Source organism: Reyranella soli, assembly GCF_007992495.1.
Classification (GTDB): Bacteria; Pseudomonadota; Alphaproteobacteria; order Reyranellales; family Reyranellaceae; genus Reyranella; species Reyranella soli.
In genome coordinates this window covers 1-23,908 of the sequence record NZ_BKAJ01000112.1, presented here as the reverse complement: position 1 = coordinate 23,908, position 23,908 = coordinate 1, and the positions used below count along the sequence as shown (strand labels likewise).

Annotated in this window: 24 protein-coding genes; 20 read left to right on the top strand and 4 right to left on the bottom strand. The window is 63.0% G+C overall.

Annotated features, from left to right (window positions below; genetic code table 11):
- Genes RSO01_RS30025 through RSO01_RS30015 form a run of 3 tightly spaced genes read left to right on the top strand, consistent with a single transcriptional unit; the run spans position 1 to position 2,854 of the window.
- Positions 1-1,029, top strand: coding sequence for a TAXI family TRAP transporter solute-binding subunit (locus RSO01_RS30025; protein WP_147154249.1), 1,029 nt, complete (start codon positions 1-3; stop codon positions 1,027-1,029).
- Positions 1,026-2,366, top strand: coding sequence for a hypothetical protein (locus tag RSO01_RS30020; protein WP_147154248.1), 1,341 nt, complete (start codon positions 1,026-1,028; stop codon positions 2,364-2,366). The genes RSO01_RS30025 and RSO01_RS30020 overlap by 4 nt, the downstream gene beginning before the upstream one ends.
- Positions 2,363-2,854: a DsrE family protein gene (locus RSO01_RS30015; protein WP_147154247.1), complete on the top strand. Its 492-nt coding sequence runs from the start codon at positions 2,363-2,365 to the stop codon at positions 2,852-2,854. The genes RSO01_RS30020 and RSO01_RS30015 overlap by 4 nt, the downstream gene beginning before the upstream one ends.
- A 12-nt stretch (positions 2,855-2,866) precedes the next feature.
- On the opposite strand, the gene RSO01_RS30010 is transcribed toward RSO01_RS30015, so the two are convergent.
- Positions 2,867-3,448 (bottom strand): hypothetical protein, encoded by a 582-nt coding sequence (locus RSO01_RS30010; RefSeq protein WP_147154246.1) that lies wholly within the window; start codon positions 3,446-3,448, stop codon positions 2,867-2,869.
- A 511-nt stretch (positions 3,449-3,959) separates the two neighbouring features.
- Between RSO01_RS30010 and RSO01_RS30005 the strand changes: the two genes are divergently transcribed.
- The 4 genes from RSO01_RS30005 (at position 3,960) to RSO01_RS29990 (ending at position 8,241) form a co-directional block, all read left to right on the top strand.
- Positions 3,960-4,424, top strand: a complete 465-nt coding sequence (locus RSO01_RS30005) for a M16 family metallopeptidase (RefSeq protein WP_147154245.1) — start codon at positions 3,960-3,962, stop codon at positions 4,422-4,424.
- Between the two features lie 249 nt (positions 4,425-4,673).
- A complete protein-coding gene (locus RSO01_RS30000) occupies positions 4,674-5,690 on the top strand; it encodes a TRAP transporter substrate-binding protein (RefSeq protein WP_147154244.1) in 1,017 nt (338 codons plus the stop codon).
- A 44-nt stretch (positions 5,691-5,734) separates the two neighbouring features.
- Complete coding sequence (locus RSO01_RS29995; RefSeq protein ID WP_246158924.1) at positions 5,735-7,573, top strand: TRAP transporter large permease; 1,839 nt, start codon at positions 5,735-5,737, stop codon at positions 7,571-7,573.
- A 50-nt stretch (positions 7,574-7,623) separates the two neighbouring features.
- On the top strand, positions 7,624-8,241 hold the full coding sequence (locus tag RSO01_RS29990) for an RraA family protein (RefSeq protein WP_147154242.1): 618 nt from the start codon (positions 7,624-7,626) through the stop codon (positions 8,239-8,241).
- Between the two features lie 32 nt (positions 8,242-8,273).
- On the opposite strand, the gene RSO01_RS29985 is transcribed toward RSO01_RS29990, so the two are convergent.
- Positions 8,274-9,197 (bottom strand): LysR family transcriptional regulator, encoded by a 924-nt coding sequence (locus RSO01_RS29985; RefSeq protein ID WP_147154241.1) that lies wholly within the window; start codon positions 9,195-9,197, stop codon positions 8,274-8,276.
- A gap of 304 nt (positions 9,198-9,501) precedes the next feature.
- Between RSO01_RS29985 and RSO01_RS29980 the strand changes: the two genes are divergently transcribed.
- The 6 genes from RSO01_RS29980 (at position 9,502) to RSO01_RS29955 (ending at position 15,797) form a co-directional block, all read left to right on the top strand.
- Positions 9,502-10,479, top strand: a complete 978-nt coding sequence (locus RSO01_RS29980) for a Bug family tripartite tricarboxylate transporter substrate binding protein (RefSeq protein WP_246158923.1) — start codon at positions 9,502-9,504, stop codon at positions 10,477-10,479.
- 2 nt (positions 10,480-10,481) lie between these two features.
- Entirely contained in the window at positions 10,482-11,684 is a 1,203-nt protein-coding gene (locus RSO01_RS29975; RefSeq protein ID WP_147154239.1) for an aminotransferase class I/II-fold pyridoxal phosphate-dependent enzyme, read from the top strand.
- A 9-nt stretch (positions 11,685-11,693) separates the two neighbouring features.
- Positions 11,694-12,500 carry an amidohydrolase family protein gene (locus RSO01_RS29970; protein ID WP_147154238.1) on the top strand — a complete coding sequence of 269 codons (807 nt, stop codon included), beginning with the start codon at positions 11,694-11,696 and terminating at the stop codon, positions 12,498-12,500.
- 49 nt (positions 12,501-12,549) lie between these two features.
- Positions 12,550-13,677: an NAD(P)/FAD-dependent oxidoreductase gene (locus RSO01_RS29965; RefSeq protein ID WP_218037498.1), complete on the top strand. Its 1,128-nt coding sequence runs from the start codon at positions 12,550-12,552 to the stop codon at positions 13,675-13,677.
- Positions 13,678-13,759: 82 nt separating this feature from the next.
- Positions 13,760-15,406, top strand: a complete 1,647-nt coding sequence (locus RSO01_RS29960; protein WP_147154236.1) for a gamma-glutamyltransferase family protein — start codon at positions 13,760-13,762, stop codon at positions 15,404-15,406.
- 82 nt (positions 15,407-15,488) lie between these two features.
- Positions 15,489-15,797 (top strand): DUF3987 domain-containing protein, encoded by a 309-nt coding sequence (locus RSO01_RS29955; protein ID WP_147154235.1) that lies wholly within the window; start codon positions 15,489-15,491, stop codon positions 15,795-15,797.
- A 423-nt stretch (positions 15,798-16,220) separates the two neighbouring features.
- On the opposite strand, the gene RSO01_RS29950 is transcribed toward RSO01_RS29955, so the two are convergent.
- Positions 16,221-18,026 (bottom strand): glycoside hydrolase family 15 protein, encoded by a 1,806-nt coding sequence (locus RSO01_RS29950; RefSeq protein ID WP_147154234.1) that lies wholly within the window; start codon positions 18,024-18,026, stop codon positions 16,221-16,223.
- 456 nt (positions 18,027-18,482) lie between these two features.
- Between RSO01_RS29950 and RSO01_RS29940 the strand changes: the two genes are divergently transcribed.
- The 7 genes from RSO01_RS29940 to RSO01_RS47600 all read left to right on the top strand — a co-directional run bounded on the left by RSO01_RS29940 (position 18,483) and on the right by RSO01_RS47600 (position 23,624).
- Positions 18,483-19,217, top strand: a complete 735-nt coding sequence (locus tag RSO01_RS29940; RefSeq protein WP_147154233.1) for an SDR family NAD(P)-dependent oxidoreductase — start codon at positions 18,483-18,485, stop codon at positions 19,215-19,217.
- Positions 19,218-19,278: 61 nt separating this feature from the next.
- Positions 19,279-19,878 carry an NADPH-dependent F420 reductase gene (locus RSO01_RS29935; protein ID WP_147154232.1) on the top strand — a complete coding sequence of 200 codons (600 nt, stop codon included), beginning with the start codon at positions 19,279-19,281 and terminating at the stop codon, positions 19,876-19,878.
- A gap of 63 nt (positions 19,879-19,941) precedes the next feature.
- A complete protein-coding gene (locus RSO01_RS29930) occupies positions 19,942-20,535 on the top strand; it encodes a malonic semialdehyde reductase (RefSeq protein ID WP_147154231.1) in 594 nt (197 codons plus the stop codon).
- 44 nt (positions 20,536-20,579) lie between these two features.
- Positions 20,580-20,993, top strand: a complete 414-nt coding sequence (locus RSO01_RS29925) for a nuclear transport factor 2 family protein (RefSeq protein WP_147154230.1) — start codon at positions 20,580-20,582, stop codon at positions 20,991-20,993.
- 107 nt (positions 20,994-21,100) lie between these two features.
- Positions 21,101-21,733, top strand: a complete 633-nt coding sequence (locus RSO01_RS29920) for a class I SAM-dependent methyltransferase (protein ID WP_147154229.1) — start codon at positions 21,101-21,103, stop codon at positions 21,731-21,733.
- A gap of 382 nt (positions 21,734-22,115) precedes the next feature.
- The gene (locus tag RSO01_RS29915) at positions 22,116-22,985 is read left to right on the top strand and encodes a helix-turn-helix transcriptional regulator (RefSeq protein WP_147154228.1); all 870 of its coding nucleotides are present in this window, start codon (positions 22,116-22,118) and stop codon (positions 22,983-22,985) included.
- A 471-nt stretch (positions 22,986-23,456) separates the two neighbouring features.
- Positions 23,457-23,624, top strand: a complete 168-nt coding sequence (locus tag RSO01_RS47600; protein WP_170303454.1) for a hypothetical protein — start codon at positions 23,457-23,459, stop codon at positions 23,622-23,624.
- Between the two features lie 64 nt (positions 23,625-23,688).
- Here RSO01_RS47600 and RSO01_RS47595 read toward each other — a convergent pair whose 3' ends face one another.
- Positions 23,689-23,859, bottom strand: coding sequence for a hypothetical protein (locus tag RSO01_RS47595; protein WP_170303453.1), 171 nt, complete (start codon positions 23,857-23,859; stop codon positions 23,689-23,691).
- Positions 23,860-23,908: the final 49 nt, after the last annotated feature.

The following is a 23,908-nucleotide window of genomic DNA, read 5'->3' as shown; positions in this document are numbered from 1 at the left end:
ATGATCACGAGATTCGCCAACTGCACGCGCCGTCGGCTGATGGCATCAGCGACGGCTCTGATTGCGCTGCAAGCAGCTTCAGCCAAGGCGCAAACCCAAACGATACCGCGGCGCCCGATGACGTACGAGGCGCACCAAGAACGCGTCAACGCCTGGACCGTCGGATTGGCGGCCGGGCGCATTGAAGGCGCTCCGCTCAGGCTTGCGACTGAGATCGCGCGCGTGGTCGACGATGGGTCGAACATGCATGTGCTGCCCATCGTGACACGCGGCCCAACCGAGAACGTCAATGCGCTGCTCTATCTGCGCGGCGTCGACCTTGCGATGATAAACGCCGACGTCCTGGAGGAATACCGAACCGAATTCCCTGATATCCGTCGGCACATCGCCTATCTCTTCAGCCTCTTCCCGTCCGAACTGCATGTGCTGGTGCGACCGGAGATCCAGAGCTTGCAAGAGCTCGCTGGCAGGAAGGTGAACTTCAACACGCCGGGCACCGCTGCGGCCTACTCCGGCCCCCTGATGCTGAGCCGGTTGGGTATCGACATCGAAAAGACCTTCATACCGCATCAGATAGCGCTGCAGCAGCTGCGCAAAGGCGAAGACGGTATGGCGGCAGTCGTGTTCGTCACGTCGAAGCCCGTCGACGCCTTTACACGCGGCACCTGGCCGCCGGGCTTCAAGTTCCTGCCCGTGCCCTATGACAAGCGGTTCGAAGATTACTACCTGCCGGCCCAGCTCGAGCGAGCCGACTATCCTGCGCTAATCAAGCAAGGAGAACGCATCGAGACCGTCGCGGTGCCGACGGCCTTAGTCGCGTACAATTGGCCGCCCGGCTCCAACCGATATCAGCGAGTCGCGCGCTTCATCGACTATCTCTATCGCCGAGTCGACAAGCTGCGGGCACCAGGGTTCGACCCGCAGTGGCAGACACTCGACGTAAGCGCGACGGTTCCCGGGCTCGATCGGTTCCCGGCGGCGCAGGAGTGGCTGGAAGGCCGATCTCGCGGCGCACAGGTGAAGCCATGAAGCCCGCCTGGATCTGCGTGGTCCTCGCGGCCGCGCCCTCCGGCCTTGCCCTGGCGCAAGGCCCGACCGGGACCATGAAGGAGAAGATCCAAGCCTGCGCGCAACTGCCGATCCTCGAACGCGTCGACTGCCTGGAAAGGATTTCACGTGAAATCACCGTGCCGCCGATACCCGACCCGACGGCGGCGACGCCAGGCCCTTCGATAAGCGGAAGCGCCGGGGCCGTCGTGCCCCCGACATCGCGTCCGATGGCAACCGGCACCGGTGCCGCGAGTGCCCGGGCAACGGCCGTGACAAGCCCGGCGTCATCGAGTTTGCCTTCGTCGAGCAGGCCCGGGTCCGGCACAACCGCCATCATCGAGCCCAGCCTGCTGGACCCCACGCTGGTCGAGCCCGTATTGGTCGAACGTGCGACCGAGCAGATGCTCAACATCGCGGCGACCGACACACGCCCGCTAACACTCCCGCCGTTCGGCGATCCAGCACGCGTCAGGGCGCACGACGGGCCGTTGTCGTCAAGCGCGACGGCCAGCATGCCGCCCTCGGAACCTGCGCCTGAACGAGCGGCCGCCAGGACAGCACCACCGAGCGTGACGCCACCGTCGAGCCCGTCATTCAGCACCGTGGCGACGGATGCGACGCCGGCTCCACCTGCATCCTCCAGCGTGGCCGCCTCCTCACCAACCGATCCGCCGACCGCGCATGGTCCCGCCACCAATTCGGTTGCGAGCCTACCGCCAGTCCGCGCGCAGCCTATGGAGGCAGCGAAAGCGATTCCGACAGCGACGCCGCCCATGAGTCCATATACGGCGGCAACGGCCGCCGGGACGGCACGATTGGATTCGCGGCCAGCCATGCCTGCCACTTGGCTGGTCAGCGAGACGACGTCTCCGGTCGACTATTCTCCAGTGGCTATCGCGACCGAGGAGTCGAAGGATGCGATCTGGGGGTCACCCATCAAGCTTTCGATCCAGTGTCGACGTGGACGGACCGATGCCGTGTTCAGTGGCGTATCGGTGATGGGTCAACCCGAAGACTATGCGATCTCTTACAGCATCGACGACGATCGTCCGGTGCAGGTCGCCGTCATGGCGCCGCCCTCGGGAAGAGGCATTGCACTCAAGGGCGACGTCGTCGGTTTGCTGCAGGCGTTGCCCGCCGAGGGCACCCTCGTTTTCCGCATCACTGCCCGTCCCGGTCCGACGCTGGAGAGCCGCTATGCTCTTCCAGCGCTCAAGTCGACCCTGGGCCGCCTCGCCCGTCCCTGCCGATGGCCGGGCGCAAGCGGGCTGGAGCCAGAGTTCAGTAGAGGCGAACAGCAAGGGAGGTCGAAATGATGTTCTTTCGACAAACCATGCAGACAGCTGTCGTGTGCCTTGCAGGGTTGCTGCTCATGGTGCCGCTGGCCGCAAATGAAACAAGTGAGCCTAATGCGCGCCTCTCAATCTCTGCCGGCAAGGTGCATCGGCTCGCAATTCAGGTGAACAGTGCTGAGCCAGTCGCTTTGAATCTTGCGCTCAACAACGCCACCAACGTCGAGGAGTATTACAAGAACCGCGGCGAGAAGGTGGAAATCGAGGTTGTCGTTTTCGGCGCTGGCCTGCACATGTTGCGAGAGGACACGTCACCCGTGAAGGATCGCATCAAAACGATCGCCGAGACGAAACCTTCGATATCATTCCAGGCCTGCAGCAACACGCAGGAAAACATGCACAAGGCGGAGAACAAGGAGATTCGCCTCGTCTCACAGGCCAAGCTCGTCAAGTCAGGCGTCGTTCGCTTGATGGAGCTGCAGGAGCAGGGCTGGTCCTATATCAGGCCCTGATGGCGCGACACGCTAGCCTCGGCGGTTCGTGGCGGGCCTTTGCGGCTGAGCCTTGTGCAGGCTTGCATACTTGGGAAACAGCTGCATCGCTGCTTCATGAAGGCACTGCGCGACCGTAGCGACTCCCGGAATGAGTCCACTCCGGTCTCGTTGGACGAGACACTCGTGTCGGGTTCGGTAATTCCGATCGCTGATCCAGATACTCACACCGTCGTGCGAGGTTTGCAAACCCGCCCGGATGTCGAGTGTGTCGAGCACGCGGATCAGCTCTTCGAGATCCGTGGGCATTTCATGGTCGGGCCGCCAGTACGAAGCGATCATCGCCTCGATCTCTGCTTCCATCTGCGCGAAACCATCGGCCGCCGGGCCTTCTTCGATGTCGTTGCTTTCGCTCAGCTCGGCGCGGAGGCGCTTTCTCAGTCCCTTGAGATTACCGAGCTCGTTTGAAACTTCCTTCCCTACCGCAAGCAGTTCGGCGCGCTGACGCTGAAGGCCGGTGCGCGCTTTGCGCAGCTGCTCCCATTTGGCTTGCATGTCCGACGCCAGCAATTTCACCCGCGCGACGACACGAGCGCCCTCCGTGAGCAGATCCACTACCTTCGTCATAGCGGCCGGTATGTTCCGAGCTATTGGCGGCGGTCACCGTACTGCGAAGAGTTTCGTCCAAACGCAGACTTCCGACTGTAAAGCACGCCAAACGCACGGATTGGGAGCCGCCTGCCGCACAATGCGGTTCACCGGATCCGCGGTATTTGTGCCCACACACACAACGTACCGCCACTGCAGGCGCCGCGTCCCTGATTCACTTGGCAAGACCCGCGGACGATCGAGAGACCCGGCCAACAGACCTTGGACGACTAGACGCGACACCTGTACCCCGGCGGTGCCGTATTAATGGCAGCAGATCGGCATTTGTTGCCCGCAGTTCGCATGTGATCGGAAAGGCTTTTGTCCGCAAAACCGTCGCGGCCGTGGTCGGCCACTCGATTGCCACGGCCGAAAATGCCAGCCCAGCGCCGGCGGCTGCGGCGCAGAACCCGACGCGCCAAGCGGCCCAACTGGCCGGGTATATCCGCGTCTATAATGATGCGGTTCCCCTGGCGGCATGTCCTCGCGCCTGTTCCAGCGCATCCGCGAGGAGCGGAGGCTGGTCTACGGCATCCACTGCTTCAACACCGCCTATGCCGACGGCGGCCTGTTCGGCATCTATGCCGGCACGGGCGAGGACGATCTCGGCGAGCTGGCGCCGGCGGTGTGCGAGGAATTCGCCGGCGTCGCCGATACGCTCAGCGAGGCCGAGCTGGTGCGCGCGCGCAACCAGATCAAGGCCGGCACGCTGATGGCACTGGAATCGAGCGGCGCGCGCTCGGAGCAGGCGGCCCGTCACCTCATCATCCATGGCCGGCCGATTCCCTATGCCGAGATCGTGACCCGCATCGAGGCGGTCGATCAGGCGGCCGTGCAGCGGGTCGTGCGCCGGCTCCTGCAGGGCGAGCTCACGCTCGCCGCGCTCGGGCCGATCGACGAACTCGAATCCCTGGACAAGATCGCCGCCCGTCTCGCGGCGTAGTCGTGCCGGACTGTCTGATGGAGGCAGTCAAGGGTGCGGCGCCTGCGACAAGGTACGACAGCGTAGTCCCGAAGGGGCGCAACTGCCGCCGGACGCGTCGTTCCGCGAAAACCACGCGCTTCGATCTCTTTGCGAAACATGCGAAGAAGAGATGGAATATTATGACAAACTATCTCTTTTATGCAGAGACACCGTTCCATATCGTCTGTGCGTTCCGCTTCTTCAGGGGAACCCATGAGGAAATGGTCCATGAAAGCGACGCGTCGCAGACTCTTGAAGCTCGCCAATGCCGGCCTCGCGGCGCCCGTGGTCGCCCTGTTTCCTCTCAAGTCACGCGCCGCTGAGTTCACGTTCAAGTACGGCAACCAGGTTCCGGCAAATCATCCGGTCACGGTCGGCTTCCAGCAGGCGGTGGAACGCATCAAGGCGGAGACCAACGGCCGGGTGGAGATCAGCGTCTTCGCCAACAGCGCGCTCGGCGGCGACACCGACATGCTATCGCAACTGCGCTCTGGTGCGCTCGAGTTCTTCACCAGCTCGCCCCTGATCCTGTCGTCGCTGGTGAGCGTGGCGGCGATCACCGGGCTGGGCTTCGCCTTCAAGGATTCGGAGACCGCTTGGGCGGCGATGGATGGTGACCTCGGCGCACTGGTGCGGCGGGAGATCCGCCAGCGCAACCTCACGCCCATGGACAAGATCTGGGACGGCGGCTTCCGCCAGATCACCAGCGGCACCAAGCCCATCGCTTCGGCAGCCGACCTGTCGGGCTTCAAGATCCGCGTGCCGGTCAGTCCGCTCTGGACCTCGATGTTCAAGGCCTTTGGCGCGGCGCCCGCCGCCATCAACTTCAGTGAGGTCTACTCGGCGCTGCAGACCAAGGTGGTCGACGGCCAGGAGACGCCGCTGGTCTCGATCGATACCGCCAAGCTCTACGAGGTGCAGAAATTCTGCTCGCTCACCAACCACATGTGGGACGGCTACTTGTGCCTCGCAAATACCCGCGCCTTCGATCGCATGCCCAAGGACCTGCAGGAGATCGTGGCGCGCAACATCAACCGTGCCGCGCTCGACCAACGCAAGGAGAACCTGCGCCTCAACCAGAGCCTGCAGGCCGATCTCGAGAAGAAGGGCCTGGTCTTCAACAAACCCGACATTGCCTCGTTCCGCGCCGCCCTGGCCAAGGCCAAGTTCTACGCCGAGTGGCACGAGAAGTTCGGCAACGAGGCCTGGCACCTCCTCGAGAAATATTCGGGTGAGCTATCCTGACGGAGCGCGCGACGGCGGCGGCGACTGTCGATCGGAATGAGGAGATTCCGGCGGGAATCAAAGCCTGGTGCTCCCGCGCCGATCGCGTCCTGGCGCTGATTACCGAGGTCCCGGCTGCCATCCTGATCTTCGTCCAGACCGCGCTGCTGTTCGCCGGCGTGGTCGCCCGCTATGTCTTCCACCAGCCGGTCATCTGGTCGGACGAGTTGGCTGCGATCCTGTTCCTCTGGCTCGCCATGCTGGGCTCGACCATCGCCTTGCGCCGCGGCGCCCACATGCGCCTCACCCTGTTCGTCAATCTTGCTCCGCCGGCAATGCGCGCCTGGCTCGAAGCCGCAGGCTCGCTCGTCATCGCTTTGTTCGTCGCGCTGATCATCGTGCCAGCCGCCGAGTATGCCGCCGCCGAACGCTTCATCACCACGCCCGCGCTCGAGGTCGCCAACAGCTGGCGCACCAGCGCGATCGTCGTCTGCGCCGTCCTCATGATGGCGGTCGTCCTCCTGCGTATGGCCGAGCAGGCGCGGCCCTCCCGGCTGTTCGCGGTGGCGGCAGTCGGCGCCGTAGCAGCCGGCGGCCTGTGGTTGCTGCAGCCACTACTGCTGGCGATGGGCAACTTCAATCTGCTAGTGTTCTTCTGCGGGTTAACCGCCGTCTGCATCGCCATCGGCGTGCCCATCGCCTTCGGCTTCGGCATCGCCACGCTGAGCTACCTTGCGCTCATGACCTCGGTGCCGCTCACGGTAGTCGTGAGCCGCATGGAGGAGGGGATGTCCCACCTCATCCTGCTCTCCGTGCCCCTGTTCGTTTTCCTCGGCCTGCTGATCGAGGTGACCGGCATGGCGCGCGCCATGGTGAGCTTCCTCGCCTCGCTGCTCGGCCATGTGCGCGGCGGCCTGAGCTACGTCTTGCTGGCCGCCATGTACCTCGTCTCGGGCATCTCCGGCGCCAAGGCCGCGGACATGGCCGCGGTCGCGCCGGTCCTGTTCCCCGAAATGAAGAAGCGCGGTGCCCATCCCGGTGAGTTGGTGGCGTTGCTTTCGGCCTCCGGCGCGATGTCGGAGACGATCCCGCCCAGCCTGGTGCTGATCACCATCGGCTCGGTCACCGGCGTTTCGATCGCCGCGCTTTTCACCGGAGGCCTGCTGCCGGCCCTCCTGCTGGCGCTCCTGTTGGCCGTCGTCGCCTACTTCCGCTCGCGCCGCGAAGACCTGTCCGCCGTAGGGCGTCCAGGCGCCCGCGCCATCGGCAAGGCCTTCGTGGTCGCCATCCCGGCCCTGATCCTGCCCGTCGTCATCCGCACCGCAGTGGTCGAAGGCGTGGCGACGGCCACCGAAGTTTCGACTATCGGCATCGTCTACACCGCGATCATCGGCATCCTGGTCTACCGCACCTTCCCGCTGCGCACGATGTATCCGCTTCTAGTCGAGACCGCTGCCCTGACCGGCGCCATCCTGCTGATCATCGGCGCTGCCACCGCGATGGGCTGGGCGCTCACCCAGTCCGGCTTCTCGCGGCAGCTCGCCGAGGTGATGACCCGCATGCCGGGCGGTGCGCTCGGCTTCCTGGCGGTGTCGGTAGTCGCCTTTGCGATCCTGGGCTCGGTGCTGGAGGGCATTCCGGCCATCGTCCTGTTCGGGCCGCTGCTGTTCCCGATCGCCCGACAGGTCGGCGTCAACGAGGTGCACTATGCAATGGTCGCCATCCTGTCGATGAGCCTCGGCCTGTTCGCGCCGCCGCTCGGCGTCGGCTTCTACGTGGCCTGTGCCATCGGCAAGGTCGATCCCGACCTCGCCCTAGGCCGCGTTTGGGTCTACCTCGCCGCGCTACTGGTCGGCGTCGTGCTGATCGTGCTCTTCCCCTGGCTGTCGATCGGCTTCCTGTGACGTCCCGCACCGCCACCCCTGCTTACCCGATCAAGTGAGGAAGTCGACAAATGACATTCCGGGTCGAAGCCAATGTCTCAGAGATAATCGAAGCCTTGGGGACATGCTCGGTGGCCAACATAAGCGATAATCTCGATCGCGCTATCGGAGCTGTCGGCATCCGGCCATTCTCGAAGAGGACGAGGCTGGTTGGCCGTGCGCTGACCGTTCGGACCGCCGTGGGAGACAATCTTTTCATCCACAAAGCCCTCGACGAGGTGTTTCCGGGGGCTGTCATCGTTGTCGATGGCGGCGGCTTCGACGGCAGGGCCTTGATCGGCGAGATCATGGCCGCCATCGCGAAATCTCGCGGCGCCTCCGGCTTTGTCATCGACGGGGCGATTCGGGACGTCGAACAGATTTCCGTGGGAGACTTTCCTGTTTTCGCCCGCTCTTCAATTCACCTGGGTCCCTATAAGAACGGGCCGGGCGCAATCAACGTGCCGGTCGGCGTTGGCGGAATGATGGTCAATCCGGGCGATATCATCGTAGGGGACGCCGATGGGATCGTCGCGTTCTCGCCGGACATCGCCGGGGACCTCCTCGCCGCAACGAAGAAGCAAGCCGAAAAGGAAGCGGACATGATCCGAAGCGTCGCAAACGGAACCTACGTTGGCGCTTATTCCTGAAGCCGGTCGGCTGAACGTTAAGGCGATGCCGGTCAGGGCTTGATCGAGTTCAGCGGCTCGGCAGGCGACTCACGATCGAAGTCGCAGACGGCCCGCATGAGCTCGGCGATCGTTGACGTCAGAGCCGATGGCCTGTCGTGTCTATACACGGCAGAGTATGGAACGGATGGCAACGCCGGCTTGACGGGCAAAATGGTGAGCATCCTCTTGGAAAAGAGGGGTTGAAAACACTGGCGCGGCAGATAGCCGACGCCAAGCCCCGCGACAGCCAGGCCAGCCAGGGCGGGGAGGCTATCGGTTGAAATGGAATGTGGAAAGAACACGCCGCGCGCCTCCATCCATTTGCTGAGAAACAAACCCGACCCTGACCGTCGCCCTTGCATGAGAATCGTGTACTCGTACAAGTCGGTGAGCCTGAAGGAGCGTTTTCTTTTCACGAGCCCGGGTCGTGCCATCCACACGTTGGTGACTTTGGCCAGCGGTACCGAGGTGAACGCGGAATCGAACAACGTCCCGGGCACGGCGATGATATCGATCTTGTCGTCGGCGAGGCTCTCGCAGAGGGCCCGCGTCGAATCGACTTGCGGCTCCAGCGTCACGTTCGGGTAGTTGACGCGAATGGCCGACACGAGGCTCGGCAGCCACGTAAAAGCCGTGAGTTCCGTCACGCCCAATCTGAGCTTGCGGAAGGGTGAATTCTCGCCGCCTTTGAGCGTGACGATCTGATCCTGCAAAGCCAGCATCTGGCGCGCCAGGACGAGGACCTGATCGCCTTCGTCGGTCAGCTGCGCCTTGCGCTCGCGCCTGTCGAAGATCGCGATACCAGTCGATGCTTCAAGCTCGTGCATGCGCTTCGAGATTGCCGACTGCGATGTGCTCAGCTTGGCCGCCGCGCGTTCGAAGGTGCCGAGCTCGACGATCCAGAGCAGCGCCTCGAGTTGTTTCAACGTGATCATCCTGAACCGTATGACATGCAGAAAAGAGATGGAATCCTATAACAAACTATCTCTTTTGTGCAGAGATGCCGATCCATATTGTTTCGATCATGCCTGATCGCGACGATCTGGGCGGCGCCTGTCGAGTGCCGGCCAGCCGGTACCTCGCCCGGCGCCCCGCCGAGTTCTCCATCGGAACCCCGCGTTCGGCGAGTGGTACGTTCTCGGCGCGGTGCGCAGCAACGTCGAGGTCCCCGATCCGCTGCCGCCGGTCATCGAGTTCTCTGGCGTCGGCAAGAAACAGTAAAGCGGAGTATCGTTCGTGATGAAGCTAGATCGACGTACGGCGATTCGAGGAGCGCTTGCCGTCGGTGTAGCGTCCGGCGCTCGCAATGCCGGTGCTGGAACGTGGCCCGACAAGCCAATCCGTTGGATCATTCCCTATGCGCCCGGCGGTTTCGCCGACTCTCTCACGCGTCTGGTGCTCAGCAAATTCGACCTCGGTCAGCCTTTCGTCGTTGATAGTCGCCCTGGCGCCAACGGGCTGATCGGGACCGAACTGGTCGCGCATGCGCGGCCCGATGGCTACACATTCATCACCGTGGTGGCCGCTCATGCCATCAACAAGACGCTCTACGCGGGTAAGCTCAAGTTCGACCATCAACTGAGCTTCAGTCCGGTGTCGCTGATTGCCACCACGCCCACCATGCTTCTGGTCACGAATTCACTGCCCGTGAAGAACGTCGCTGAGCTGATCAGTTACGCGAGAGCCAACCCGGGGAAACTATCTTATGGCGAGACAGGCGTCGGCTCCGCGGGACAGTTGACGGCGGAAATGTTGAAGCAAGCCACCGGCATCCAGATGGAGAACATTTCCTACAAGGGTTCCGCCCCGGCCATCGCGGATCTGGCTGCAGGAAATATCCAGGTGCTCGTCGACGGACCGAGCAATGCGCTTTCAAACGTACGGGCCGGGCGAATTCGGGCGCTGGCCATGATCTCGAAGGATCGAGCTCCAGGCGTAGAGGAGATTCCGACCATCGTCGAAGCGGGTGGACCGGCGATCGAGTCCTCCAGTTGGGTGATGTTCCTGGCGCCTGCAGGAACGCCTGCGGAGATCATTCAACGTCTTTCGGCCGAGGTCCAAAAAGCAGTCAAGAGCCCGGAGCTGACCAAGCAGTTTTCGGAAATGGGCTTGGTGCCGGTCGGCTCAACCCCCGCGCAAGCGGCAAAGTTCTTCGTCGACGAAGTGGCAAAGTGGGGTGAAGTCATCACGAAGGCCGGTATCAAGGTGGAAATGTAATCATGTCGTTTGTGCTTGCCGAGCGCGTCACCCGTCTCAAGGCCTCGGCCAGTATCGAGGCGCAGGAGAAGGTCGTCCGGCTGGCGGCAGCCGGCATCAAGGTCGTCGACTTCACGATCGGCGAACCGTGCATCGATACGGCGCCGCACATCGTCGCGGCCGCCATCGAGGCGATGAAGGCGGGCGATACCCACTACACGCCGGCCTGGGGCAAGCCCGCCCTTCGCCAGGCCATCAGCCGGAAACTGGAGAGGGACAATCACCTCCAATACGGCATCGACCGGATCGTTGTCGGGTGTGGCGCCAAGCAGCTCATCTTCGAGGCCTTCGCGGCGACCTTGAGCGAACAGGATGAAGTCATCATTCCGGCGCCCCACTGGGTCTCCTACCCGGAGATCGTGCGCTTGAACGGCGGGAAGCCCATCCTTGTCGAATGCGGCGAGAATGTCGGCTTCAAGCTTCGCGGCGACGGGCTGGAAAAAGCCATCACGCCCCGCACCAGGTGGCTGGTTCTCAATTCGCCGAACAATCCGTCGGGTGCCGTCTACAGCCGTGACGAGATGGGCGAGATCGCGCGAGTGCTGGCGCGCCATCCTCATGTCGGCGTGATGGTCGACGAGATCTATGAGTACCTGACCTTCGACGGCAATGTCTCCCTCAATCCGGTGCAGGTCGATCCGTCCCTGGCCTCGCGCACGCTGCTCGTCAACGGCATGTCGAAAGGCTACGCGATGACCGGCTGGCGCATCGGCTACGCCGCGGGGCCGGCTGCGCTGATTGCCGCGATCGCCAAGCTCCTGGGCCAGAGCACCTCCTGCGCGTCGTCCATCAGCCAGACCGCAGCCATTGCCGCCCTCGATGGTGACCAGACGCACGTGCGGCAGGCGGTCAGGGACTACGAGCAGAAGCGTGATCGCATGATGGCGCTGCTGGGACAGGCGCCGGGCCTTCGCCTCACCAAGCCCGAGGGCGCCTTCTATCTCTATCCGTCGGTAGCGGGACTCATCGGCCGCAGAACGCCGGCGGGCAAGATTTTGGAGACGGACACCGATGTGGCGATGTACCTGCTCGATCACGGCGTGGCCGTGCTCGATGGAACGCCCTATGGGTTGTCGCCCTATCTCCGCCTGTCGTTCGCCAACTCGCTCGAGGCGATCGAGGAAGGCTGTCTGCGCATCGTCGAAGCCTGCAAGCGGCTTCACTGACGGAATGGGATGGCGATGCGCGACATCTGTGACTGCCACATGCATATCCTCGACCATCGCTACCCCCTGTGGTCGGGCGCGGCGTTGAATCCGCCGGATGCTTTGGTGGGGGGCTACACGAAGGTCCGGGAAAGAATCGGTATTGCGCGCTGCGTCGTGGCAGGCCCTTCCATCTATGGCTCGGACAATAGCTGTTCACGCGACGCGATCGTCTCCCTCGGCATTCCGGCCAGAGCAACGGCGGTCCTGACGAAGGACTCCAGCAACGCCGAAATCTCTGAGTTGAACAAGGCGGGCTTCGTGGCGGCCCGGTTCAACTGCATCCAGGGAGGTCCCTGGAAAATCGAGGACATGGCGCCCATTGCCCGCCGCATCGCCGGCTTCGGCTGGCACGTCCAGGTCTATGCCGGCCCGAGCCAGATTGTAGAGATGGCTGGGATCCTGGAGTCTTTGCCGACGCCGATCGTCTTCGAGCACATCTGCCGGATTCGCGATCCGAAGGGAGAAGACGCCGACGCCTTCGCGACGATCGCGAAGATCGTGGAGCGGGGCCGGGCATGGGTGAAGTTGTCGTCGCCGTATCTGGAGCCGGATACGAAGGGCACGCAAAGCGACCGGTTTGCCCGGACGGTGGCGGCGTTCGTCGAAGCGATGCCGGAACGGCTGGTGTGGGGTTCGGACTGGCCGCACGCGACGGAGAAGGACCAGCCCGATACCGTCGCGATGTTCTTGGCGTTCTGCTCTTTCGTCGGCGTCGAAAAGATCCTCGACAGGATTCTCGTAGAGAACCCGGCGCAGCTTTATGGCTTCAAGTGACGGCCGACCCTTTCGAAAGGGGAGGTGTGCGATGGTGAGAGGTGTTCCGTTGAAAGTCATCGTTGTCGGCGCCGGTATCGCAGGTCTGACGCTCGCCTGGGCACTGTCCCGGCGCGGCCATGCCGTTTCCGTGTACGAGCAGGGGCCCATTCCCAACCCGATTGCGTCGTCGTTCGACGAACATCGCACCACCCGCCACGCGTACGGCAGCATGACCGGTTACGCCAACTTGATGCCGAAGGCCTTCCAGATCTGGGAAACCTTGTTCCGCGATCTGGGGCGGCGGCATTACGAGCCTGTCGGCATCGTCTACTTCATGCGCGGTGGAACGCCCTGGCTGGAGCCGTCGCTGGCGTCGTTGAACCAGCTGGCGGTGCCGTACAAGGAGGTGCCGATTGCCGACGTCCCCGGCCGCTTTCCGATGATCAATCCGGAGGGGCTGACGCACGTGCTCGAGACGGAAGGCGCCGGCATGCTCTTTCCCAATCGAATCATGTCCGACCTGATCGTCCTCCTCAGCCAGCGCGGCGTGGGTCTGCATGCCTATTCGAAGGTCGATTCCGTCGACCCCGATCGCGCGACCATCACGGTCGGCGGGGAGACCATCGGCGCCGATGTGGTCGCGGTGACCGCGGGTCCCTGGGTCGACCGCCTCATCCCGATGCTGAAGCGCATGGTCACGCCGTCTCGGCAAGCGGTGGCTTACCTGGCACCCCCGCCGGAGCTCGCAGAGGCGTGGAGCCGGGCGCCGGTCATTGCCGATCTCAGCGAGGAGTCTCGGTGCTATGCGTTGCCGCCACGTTTCGGAACGCGCATGAAGGTCGGCAATCACAATTTCACCCGCGAGGGAGATCCGGATGCCCCCCGCCTCGCCAGCGACGATGACCTGGAGCCCGTCCGGCGGTCAGTCCGCCGCGCCTTCCTCGGCTTCGAGCGCTACGCGGAACTCGAACGCAAGGCATGCTACTACACCGTCGAGGACAAGGAGCAATTCGTCGTTCGGCCAATCGGCGCCTCAGGTTGGGTCGTGAGCGCATGCTCGGGTCACGGTTTCAAGCTTCAGCCCTTGATCACGGACGGCCTTGCGCGGGCCATCGTCGGGGAATGCGATGCGGACACGGTCACGGGCTGGGCCGCCGGACGATCCAACGTCGATCTGGGGGAGGTGACTCGATGAATTGGGAACGAAACTGACTACGAAGCCCAAAGCCCTCGGAGATCTGTCGTCCTACCGGCCCGCCATCAGGGGCACCCGGCATATGGTGGTGACCGAGCACTACGCGGCGTCCCACGCCGCGTTCTGCGTGCTAGAGGCTGGCGGCAACGCGATCGATGCCGGTTGCGCAGCCGGAATCGCCCTCGGCGTGCTCAAGCCGGATCTGGTGAGTGCGGCCGGCGTGGCGCCCATCGTCATCTACGAGAAGAAATCCGACACTGTCTTCACGATCGCGGGACTTGGCCATTGGCCGAAACTCACCGATCCCCGGGTGTTCATCGAGGAGTTCGAGGGAAAGATCCCGCCGGGCATCCTGCGCACGGTCGTGCCGGCCGCGCCGGATGCCTGGATCACGGCCCTGGCGCGATTCGGGACGTGGTCCTTCGGCGAGGCGGCGCGCTCGGCCATACGGTTCGCCTCGGAGGGCTTCCCCGTCTACCCGCTCTTGGCTGAAGTCCTGCAACTCTTCCGCGCGGACTACAGCCGATGGCCCTCGAACACGGCGCTCTACCTGCCGAACGGCCGCGTCCCGCAGGTTGGTGAGATGTTCCAGAACAAGGATCTCGGCCGGTCGCTGCAATACATGGCGGACGAAGAACAGGCCGCTTCGACAAAGGGGAGGCTGGCCGGTCTGCAGGCCGCCCGGGATGCCTTCTACCGCGGCGATCTCGCGGCGAGCTTCATCGACTATCATCTTTCTCAGGGCGGCTGGCTTCGCCACGAGGACCTGGCGGACTTCCAGTCGGAGATCGAACGGGCGACCACCGTCGACTGGAATGGCATCGACGTCTTCGCCTGCGGCCCCTGGTGCCAGGGTCCCGTGCTGTTGCAAATCCTTCGGCTGATCGATGCCGACGCGTTGAAGGCGTTGGGGCACAACTCTGCGGCTTACGTCCATTTCCTGATAGAGGCGATCAAGCTCGGATTTTCGGACCGGGAGAAATACTACGGTGACCCGTGCCATGTGACCGTGCCGCTGGAGCATCTTCTGTCGCGCGCTTATGCTACTGAACGGCGCCGGCTGATCGACAGTGAGCGTGCATGGCCAGGCATGCCGCCGCCCGGCGAGGCCCCGCGCGGAGCGAGCGGGGCACCGCAGGTCCCCAAGGATACGACGTACATCTGCGTGGTCGACGCAGAAGGTAACGTCTTCTCGTCGTCGCCGTCCGATACGACCTTCGACGGCCCGATCATTCCGGGCACAGGATTGTGCCTGTCGACCCGAGGCTCGCAGAGTTGGACGCAGCCGGATCATCCGAGCTCGGTGGCGCCTGGCAAACGTCCCCGGCTTACGCCGGCGCCCGCGTTGGCGATCAAGAAGGGGGAATTGGCCATGCCATTCGGGACGCCGGGCGGCGACATCCAGCAGCAGATGATGCTGCAGGTGTTCCTGAACGTCGTCCTGTGGGGCATGGATCCGCAGACGGCCGTCGAAGCGCCGCGATTCGCTTCGTACTCTTTCCCGGACAGCTTCGAACCGCACGACTATTTTCCTCGCCGCGTGCAGGTCGAGGGACGCATACCCGCGGAGGTCCGCGCCAGCCTTCGAGAGCTTGGACATGACGTGGTCGACTGGCCCGACTGGTCCTGGCGGGCTGGCGCCGTCTGCACGATCGTCAAAGACATGAAAACCGGCATTCTGGTCGGTGGAGCCGATCCGAGGCGACCCGGCTACGCGCTCGGCTGGTAGCTCGCTTAGACGGCAGCCTGGCGAAGCGGGTAAAGCTGCAGCTCGATCACCATGGCTGAATGCATCCTCGATCCGCAGGGAAGTGTCTCGACCAGTCGAGGCGCGAAAGTCGAAAGACAACTGGCGCGACCCCGACCTCAGCATCCTCGATCGTCGCCGTGGCCCCGTGCCGGTCGTTCCGCTGGCGCTGCTGCCGAACCCTTGGCGCGACTGGACCACCGACACCGAGCGGGCGACCGGCGCGCCGGCGGACTACGTCGTGCAGTCAGTGCTGGCAGGCGTCGCGGCGATGTGCGGTGCCGGCGTGCGGGTCCGCGTGACGCCGGCCTGGGACGAGCCGCTGGTGCTGTGGCTGGCGGCGGTGGGGGAGGCGTCGAGCGGCGCCTCTTGAGATGCTGGCCCAAGGACTGGAGTGTTTCGAAATAATCCTTTGGTTTCCTGGCCTTAACGGCGAGCGATACGCCCTGACAAAATGGCGCCGCACAAATGTGACTGCCACACTGTGATCAACCGGAAGCGCGCCGGGTTTTGCGTCCTCGGCGGCCCGCCTAGTACCCTGGCATGGCTGGCGTCCACCGCCTTGACCATCTCGAAGATCCGCTAGGCCCGCTTCGTGCGGCGCCGCAAATGAAGCCTAGATGAACTCACCGACGTCTTCACGGTTCTTGTATCTTGGCGTTACGGGGACGTGACCCGGAAAGAGGTCGATCAGGTTACCAACAGATGCTAGCCGGGTCAGCTTCGGCCCCGGTGACCGACTTCCTGGCCGCACGATTGGCCGACGGGCCAGCTGGCGTCTAAGAAATGGTGTGAATTATCCAGCGTGTGCGCGCTGCGTGGCGACCGTTTGTCGGTTGGCTTCGGCCAGATTTTGCGCCGTATTGATCAGCGCGATATGCGTCAACGCCTGCGGAAAATTGCCGACCTGGCGGGCCGCGCCAACGTCATACTCTTCGGCCAACAGACCGACGTCGTTGGCGACCCCGACGACGCGATCAAACAACCTTCTGGCTTTGTCGATGTCGCCTGCCAGCAGCCAGGCGTCCGCGAGCCATAAACTGCACGCGAGGAAAGCGCCCTCGACGGAATGCTCGCCACCGTAATGAGGGTCGCGACGATCATGGCGCATGACGAACCCGTCAACCAAGAGATGACGCTCGACCGCCTTCAGCGTGCCGATCACGCGCGGATCGTTCGCGGGCAGGAAGCCGACGACCGGCATCAGCAAAATGCTGGCATCGAGGAACGCCGTGCCATAAGACACCGTGAACGCATTGAGACCGGGATCGAAGCCGTTCGTGCAGACGTCCTCATGAATTTTATCCCGAACGGTGCGCCATTCGTTTAACGGAGCTTTTAAGCCGAACTTCTCGGCGCTCTTGATGCCGCGGTCGAAGGCGACCCAGCTCATCACCTTCGACGATACATAATGCTGTGGTGGGCCACGCCGCTCCCAGATCCCGCTATCCGCTCTGCCCCAGATCTCGCTTAGATGCTTCAGCACCTGGCACTCGACGGCCCAGGTGCCGTCATCCAGGCTCAGGCCGGCGACACGCGCCTGATAGAACGAGTCGAGCAGTTCACCATAGACGTCGAGCTGCAGTTGTTCGTGTGCAGCGTTACCGATCCTGACCGGTTTGGCACCCTCATATCCCGCGAGCCAGTCTGCTTGCCACTCCGGCAACCGACGGGCGCCAGCAATGCCGTACATTATCTGCATACTCGCCGGTGTGCCGGCGACGGACCGCAACAGCCACCTGTACCAAGCGAGCGCCTCATCCGTGTATCCGGAGTTCTGGAAAGCCAGCAGCGTGCAGGTCGCGTCGCGCAGCCAGCAGAACCGATAATCCCAGTTGCGAGTGCCGCCCAGCTTCTCCGGCAGGGACGTCGTGGGGGCGGCGACCATTCCGCCCGTAGGCGCAAAAGTGAGAGCCTTCAGTGTGATCAGGGACCTCATGATCAGATCGCGGCTTTGGCCGCGATAGTTTGAGCGGGCCGACCAGTCAATCCAGAAGGCCTCCGTGTCGGAAAGGGCATCCATCGCGTCGATTGAAGCCGGGAGGGCAAGATGGGATGGCCCATAGCTCATCACGAAAGGAACGGAATCGCCCTCAGAGACCTCGAAGTCCGCGACTGTTGTCATGTCTTTCCCGCGCAGGTCGACGGGTGTTCGCATCACTGTCATGTCGGATCCGCAAATCGCGAGCAGTGCACCTTTGTCGTCCCGTCGAACCCATGGAATATCGAGACCGAACCCGAAGCGAAGGATCACCTGCGTCCGAAACCGCACGCGCCCGCGATCCCCGCGCACGATCCGGACGACGTGAGACGCGTCGCCGCGCGGCGGCATGAAATCGATCAGCGTCGCAGAGCCCTCCGCGGTCTCAAATGCAGTTTCGAGAACGAGCGTGTCCCGGCGATAGTGTCGCGAGGTCAAGACAACTTCGTCGGACGGGCAAATAATCCAACGACCGTTGTTCTCGTCGCCGAGCAGCGCCGAGAAGCAGGCGGCGGAATCGAAAGTCGGCCAGCATAGCCAGTCGATCGAACCATCCCGGCCGACGAGCGCCGAGGTCTCGCAATCGCCGATCAAGGCGTAGTCTTCAATCGCTGCGGGCACCCGATTTCCTCGAAGCTTTCCGCCGCAAGTGGCTGCATCGGTAGCGACTAAGCCTGTCTATGGGGTCGCTGGCAGGCGCCAGGCCAGCAAGACCTGCTTTCTTTCGCTGCGATCACTGACGAACCGCCGGCGGAAGTTGCAGCAGCAGGCCACGATCGCTGCGTGTTTCCAATCAAAAGTTGCGCCAAACCCCTGCCGCGGATCAAACGTTTGTTGAGGCTCAGGTTCTAGGTCGGAGCCCGAGCTTCCAGCAGAACCATGCGCCGATGTGCTGCCGAGGTCGACGGCAGCAGTATCGCGAAATCACCCTTCGCTTTTGGTTTTAGGAACGGAGCCACATCGCACACGTTCTGAAGGCGGCATCACTGGTGGCGCGCGGAAGCGGATCAGGGTTGGAACTTATACGATCTAGTGATCCACACGCTAAGGGAATAACGCCAACAAAGGATGCACGTCGTGACCAGACTGAATGGAAAGACCGCCGTGATCACCGGTGGCGCTACCGGCATCGGCCTCGCCGCGGCTAAGCGCTTCATCGAGGAGGGCGCCTTCGTCTTCATCTTCGGCCGCCGGCAGGAAGCGCTCGACGCCGCCGTGGCCGGGCTCGGGCCCAATGCCCGCGCGGTGAAGGGCTCGGTCTCCGACGAGGCCGACCTCGACCGGCTTTACGCGGCGGTGAAGGGCGAGCGCGGAACCCTCGACATCGTCTTCGCCAATGCCGGGGTGGGAAGCCCGCTTCCGCTCGGCCAGATCACCGCCGAGCACATTGACGAAACCTTCGACGTCAATGTGAAGGGTACGATCTTCACGGTCCAGAAGGCGTTGCCGCTGATGGGCCAGGGCGGTTCGATCATCCTGACCGGATCGAGCGCCGGCACCACGGGCGCCCCGGCATTCACCGCCTACAGCGCGAGCAAGGCGGCCGTGCGCAACCTTGCGCGGACCTGGGCGGGAGACCTGAAGGGCACCGGCATCCGGGTAAACGTGCTGTCGCCCGGGGTGACGGCGACCGAACTCGCGAAGGAAGCGCTGGGCGAGCAGGGCCAGAAGGCCTACGGCGCGATGACTCCGCTCCAGCGCATGGCCGATCCGGCGGAGATCGCGGCCGCTGCTGCCTTTCTCGCCTCGTCGGACAGCAGCTTCATGACGGCCAGCGAGGTCGCCGTCGACGGCGGCCTGGCGCAACTGTGACGCGCCATGCCCGGCCGGGCGCGACATTCGATTGTTCCGCGATTACTTCGAGGAAGAGTTTATGAGCTACGCCATTGTCGGCTTCGGTATTACCGGTAAGGCTCTGGCCAAGGCGTTTGCCCGTAATGGCATCGAAGTATCCGTTGCAACCACGCGCGAACCGGAAAGCATGGCGGCCGATGCGGCCGCTATCGGACCTCAGATCATTCCCAAGACCCTGGCGGAAGCGGTTAAGGCGGACATCATCTTCTTGGTTGTCCGTTACGAGTCCCATCCGGATGTCGCGAAAGCGCTCCCCAATTGGCACGGCAAGACTATCGTCGATGTGACCAATGCCCACGGCGTGTTCCCTGAGGAACTGAGAGGACAGCCTTCTTCCAGGTTCGTCGCGCAGGCCTTCGCGGGCGCAAAAGTGGTCAAAGGCTTCAACCATTTGCTCGCTGCTGTCCTTGACCAAGATCCGGCCGTGCACGGTGGCAAGAGAGCCATCTTCCTGGCGAGCGACCATGAAGACGCTGCAGCCGAGATTGCTGCGCTCGCGGAAAGACTTGGTTTCGCGCCGATCACACTTGGCGGACTGTCCGAAGGCGGGCTGCTTGTGCAGTCGTTCGGAATAAGTTGGGGTCGGCTGGTCTTTCAGGACCTGGTCAAGTTCGACTGATGAATCGTGATCGCTGATGTCGCCGCAAGCACCTGATCTGCATCTTATGAAAGTGATCTATCCATGACCGCCGCGTTACCCGACCACTCGCTCGATCAGATCTTTCGGTCCGCTCGTACGTTTAACGGCTGGGCCGATCGTCCCGTGGAGGACGCTACGGTGCGCGAGATCTATGACCTTATGAAATGGGGGCCGACATCTGCGAACTGCAGCCCCGCGCGTTTCGTTTGGGTGCGAAGCGCCGATGGAAAGGCAAGGCTCGCCGGACTGGCTGCGGAAGCGAACAGGCCGAAAATTCTGAAGGCCCCTGTCACGATCGTCATTGGCCACGATTTGGATTTCGCCGCCGAGCTCCCAAAGCTTTTGCCTCACGCTGCCGAGGTCATGCAGCAGTACTTTGCGGCGCCGGGGATGGCCGAGGTGACGGCGATGCGGAACGGAACGCTGCAGGGCGCTTACCTCATCGTCGCTGCGCGGGCGTTGGGGCTGGACTGCGGCCCCATGTCGGGCTTCGACAACGCAGGCGTGGATAAGGCGTTCTTCTCTGGCACGCGAATCCACTCGAACTTTATCTGCAGCATTGGCTACGGCGATCCAGCTTCCGTGTTCCCGCGCAATCCTCGCCTTGGTTTTGAGGAGGCCGGTCGTTGGGCCTGACAATGGAGTAGATCGGACACGATCCGAGGAAAGGAGAAGTTGTTATGAGTACTCAAGACAACGTCCAGACTGTGAAGGACTTCTTTGCCGCCATCGGCCGCGGCGACAAGGAGGGGCTGGTGGCGCTGGTCGCCGAAGACATCGAGTGGATCATTCCGGGCGAGGATTGGCCGTTGGCCGGTACGCACCGCGGGCGCGCCGGGGTGGCGGCTGCATTTCAGAAGGCTTCCGAGGAGGTGCCGTTTTCCTATCCAGAGCCCCCCGAATATGTAGCGCAGGGAGATCGGGTTCTGGTCATCGGCTTTGCCAAGGGGAAGATCACAGCCACGAACAAGGCGTTCGAGGACCATTTCGTCTTCGACATTACCATCCGGGACGGCAAGCTGGCCCACATCCGGGAGTTTATCGACACGCAGGCATTGGCGCGGGCCGCGCAGGTGGACGCGGCCAGGCCATAGCGCTGGCCGTCTGCGGTGATCGGTCCGGGGTCGACGGTGAACGAGCCGCGGATCGCCGCCCCGCACGCCGCGCTCTCGTCGAATGCCCAACCGTAACGGAGATCCCGATGTACGACCAAGCCAAGCTATCCGAGTTGATCCGGTTCGCACGTGTAGAGGCGGGCTCCACTGTCATTGACGTTTACCCGGGCGACGGCGACTGGACGCGCCTGTTCTCCGACGTCGTGGGACCCAAAGGGCGGGTCTTCAGCTTCGTGCCGACCGAAATCGCCGACTTAAAGCCCGATCAGGTCGGCCGCATGCGGACTCTCGCGAAGGAGCCGGGCCGAGAGAACGTCGAAGCCGTCTCAGCGGACCTCGTCGCGATGCCGGAGGCCACGCAACCTGCAGACGTCCTGTGGCTGCACCTGTTCTACCACGATCTCCACACCGCGCTGGTGCAGAAGAAGGGTGCGACGGCGGCCCACTTCAATCGGGCCGTCTACGGGCGGCTGAAACCCGGTGGGTCCTACGTCATCGTCGACCACGCCGCCGCCGCAGGGGCGGGCGCGGGCGACGCCCAGTCGCTGCATCGGATCGACCCTGCATCCGTCCGCGAGGAGGTGGAGGCGGCCGGCCTCGTGCTGGAGTCGGAAAGCAGCATGCTCGCGAACAAGGACGATCCGCACTTGATCAAAGTGTTCGACCCTTCGATCAAGGGCGAGACAGATCGCTTCGCCTATCGGTTCGTAAAGCCCTGACAGGTGCCGGCAACGACGTCATGGCGTCCTCCCCAACGGGTGCAAACAAGCCGCTCGAAGACATCGAGGCAACCTGCTTGCCCCCAGGATGTCGGCTTGGGATGAACTCGTCTGTTGGGCCCGCGCGACGAAGGCGGCGAAGGCCGCTTAAACTTCATAGCGGCGCGAGGCGAATTGGCGGATTGCGGCGCCCGCGCCTGAGAGTGTTCGCGCAAGATACGATTGAGATCGAAGCCCCGCCAGAAGCAGTCTGGTCGCTGCTGCTCGTTGGCGAGCGAACGCGCCGTACCGGCGTCATTGCAGTGGTCAATAGCGAACAGACTCGCGCTTAGGATGCTGTCTAGACTTGCGGCGCGACTAACCACCACCTCGGACATGACAAATGAAACCCGTCGCCGAAACGATCGCCGCGGTTGGTCCGCCAGTGTTCATGCATTCCATAGGGGAGAAAGCTTCGCCGAGCGCAATGATCGCCCGATGGCGCCACAGCGGCGGGGATTTCGACATCGGCGCATCCGATATCGTTAGCGTCGTAGTAAACCTGCAAGACGGCGTGCCCGTCCGCCACAGGATCGGGGACTCGGCGCCGCGCGCGCATGTTGCTGCGGTTGGGAGTGTTTCGGTGACGCCTGCGCACCAGCGAAATCAGATCTCCGTACGAGGGGAAGCCGACGTCCTGCAGCTATTTCTCCGCGAATCCTTTCTCGAAACCGCGCTGGAAGCGCCATTTAACTGTTTGCCGCTCTTTAACTCGCATGACAGCGAACTACAGGCGGCTGCGATGCAGCTTTTCGTTTCAGCGACACGAGGAGACCCGGACGATTTACTGCTGCTCGAATCCGGTGTCCGGCGCGTCGCGGCCCGCCTGTTGGTCCGCGGCGATCCCCGGTCTGCGCAGCCAGCGCGCGGAGGTCTTGCTCGCGCGGCTCATCGTCGTGTCAATGACATGATCACCGCCGCACTAGAGGACGCGACCGCCCCATCGCTTACCTTGAGTCAATTGGCCGGCGCTGCAAGCTTGAGCGTCAACCACTTCATCCGCGCGTTCCGCCAACAAACCGGCGTGACACCGCATCGGCACATCGTTCTCCGTAGGCTCGAGCGGGGGATTACGCTGCTGAAAAAGCCCGGGAAGTCAGTTGCCGAGGTGTCCGACGGTGTTGGCTTTGCGACGCCAGCGCACTTCATCGCCACATTCAGGCGAACGATGGGCGTGACGCCTGGTGCATTCCAGGCTGCTCTCCTGCGCTGATCAGCTGCTCGGCCACGGGAAGAAGGCTGGGGGATTCTGAAACTCTGACTGCCCGATCTTGCCGGACGCAGCGCCCGGTCTTCTGCGACCGGCCAGTCCATCCAGAGGTGCGAAGGTCATAGATCTAAAACGGTTCAGCAGGTCGCGTGTTGTCAGTGGCCGGTGATCGCCGTCAGCACGTGCTCCGCGAAGATATCGAGCGGAATGATACCTTGCTGCCTGAAGTGGCTCGCATATCGTCATCAGCCAGTCGGTTCAAATCAGTTGTTCCTTTATCGATCGGGAGAATCGAAGCCTGCGCGCCTTGAAGAAGTCGAAAATCTCGAACTGCTCGCAGTTTGGTTTGGCCACCATGTCGTTGAGAGGCTGAAGGACTATTTCGCTCAAAGACCTAACCGGATAGTGGAACAATTCAGATTAATTCGACGATATGACCCCAATACCGGGTAAGAGCTGCGTAAGGTTTCGGTGGTGTTGAGAATTTCCGTCGGATTTGGTGTGGTCGGCCATCCGCTCGCCGACCTCCCGCTGGAGGAGACCCACTTCGCGGCGGCGTTTCTTGAGGTGCTCGCCGAGGGATTGGGGTTCTTCGGCATAATCCTTTGGTTTCAAGGCATTAACGATCAGCGGCACGCCTGACAAAAGGGCACCGCACAAATGCGACTACCGAACTGCTGCTAGACTAGCTGGAAGCCCGCCGGACCTATCGCTTATTCCGGCCGCTCAGGACCTCGGCGTGACTGGCCGCACCCACCGCCTTGACCATCTCGAAGATGCGCTTGCGCACGCGGCCTTCGCGGATCTTGTAGTAGCCCCGCACCAGCTCCAGCGTCTCGCACTTGGCGCCGGCCCTCCGCGTTCTTGGACAACTCATCGTAGCCATCCTGGAACGACGCGTGCCATCTGCTAGTAGCTCTGCACAG

Coding starts and splice junctions, on each gene's coding strand:
- RSO01_RS29915 (WP_147154228.1), top strand. CDS start 22,116: ATGAAACCCGTCGCCGAAACGATCGCCGCGGTTGGTCCGCCAGTGTTC.
- RSO01_RS29980 (WP_246158923.1), top strand. CDS start 9,502: ATGAAGCTAGATCGACGTACGGCGATTCGAGGAGCGCTTGCCGTCGGT.
- RSO01_RS29960 (WP_147154236.1), top strand. CDS start 13,760: ATGGTGGTGACCGAGCACTACGCGGCGTCCCACGCCGCGTTCTGCGTG.
- RSO01_RS29975 (WP_147154239.1), top strand. CDS start 10,482: ATGTCGTTTGTGCTTGCCGAGCGCGTCACCCGTCTCAAGGCCTCGGCC.
- RSO01_RS30015 (WP_147154247.1), top strand. CDS start 2,363: ATGATGTTCTTTCGACAAACCATGCAGACAGCTGTCGTGTGCCTTGCA.
- RSO01_RS47595 (WP_170303453.1), bottom strand. CDS start 23,859: ATGAGTTGTCCAAGAACGCGGAGGGCCGGCGCCAAGTGCGAGACGCTG.
- RSO01_RS29985 (WP_147154241.1), bottom strand. CDS start 9,197: ATGATCACGTTGAAACAACTCGAGGCGCTGCTCTGGATCGTCGAGCTC.
- RSO01_RS30025 (WP_147154249.1), top strand. CDS start 1: ATGATCACGAGATTCGCCAACTGCACGCGCCGTCGGCTGATGGCATCA.
- RSO01_RS30005 (WP_147154245.1), top strand. CDS start 3,960: ATGTCCTCGCGCCTGTTCCAGCGCATCCGCGAGGAGCGGAGGCTGGTC.
- RSO01_RS29935 (WP_147154232.1), top strand. CDS start 19,279: ATGAGCTACGCCATTGTCGGCTTCGGTATTACCGGTAAGGCTCTGGCC.
- RSO01_RS29920 (WP_147154229.1), top strand. CDS start 21,101: ATGTACGACCAAGCCAAGCTATCCGAGTTGATCCGGTTCGCACGTGTA.
- RSO01_RS29930 (WP_147154231.1), top strand. CDS start 19,942: ATGACCGCCGCGTTACCCGACCACTCGCTCGATCAGATCTTTCGGTCC.
- RSO01_RS29970 (WP_147154238.1), top strand. CDS start 11,694: ATGGCGATGCGCGACATCTGTGACTGCCACATGCATATCCTCGACCAT.
- RSO01_RS30020 (WP_147154248.1), top strand. CDS start 1,026: ATGAAGCCCGCCTGGATCTGCGTGGTCCTCGCGGCCGCGCCCTCCGGC.
- RSO01_RS29925 (WP_147154230.1), top strand. CDS start 20,580: ATGAGTACTCAAGACAACGTCCAGACTGTGAAGGACTTCTTTGCCGCC.
- RSO01_RS30000 (WP_147154244.1), top strand. CDS start 4,674: ATGAAAGCGACGCGTCGCAGACTCTTGAAGCTCGCCAATGCCGGCCTC.
- RSO01_RS29990 (WP_147154242.1), top strand. CDS start 7,624: ATGACATTCCGGGTCGAAGCCAATGTCTCAGAGATAATCGAAGCCTTG.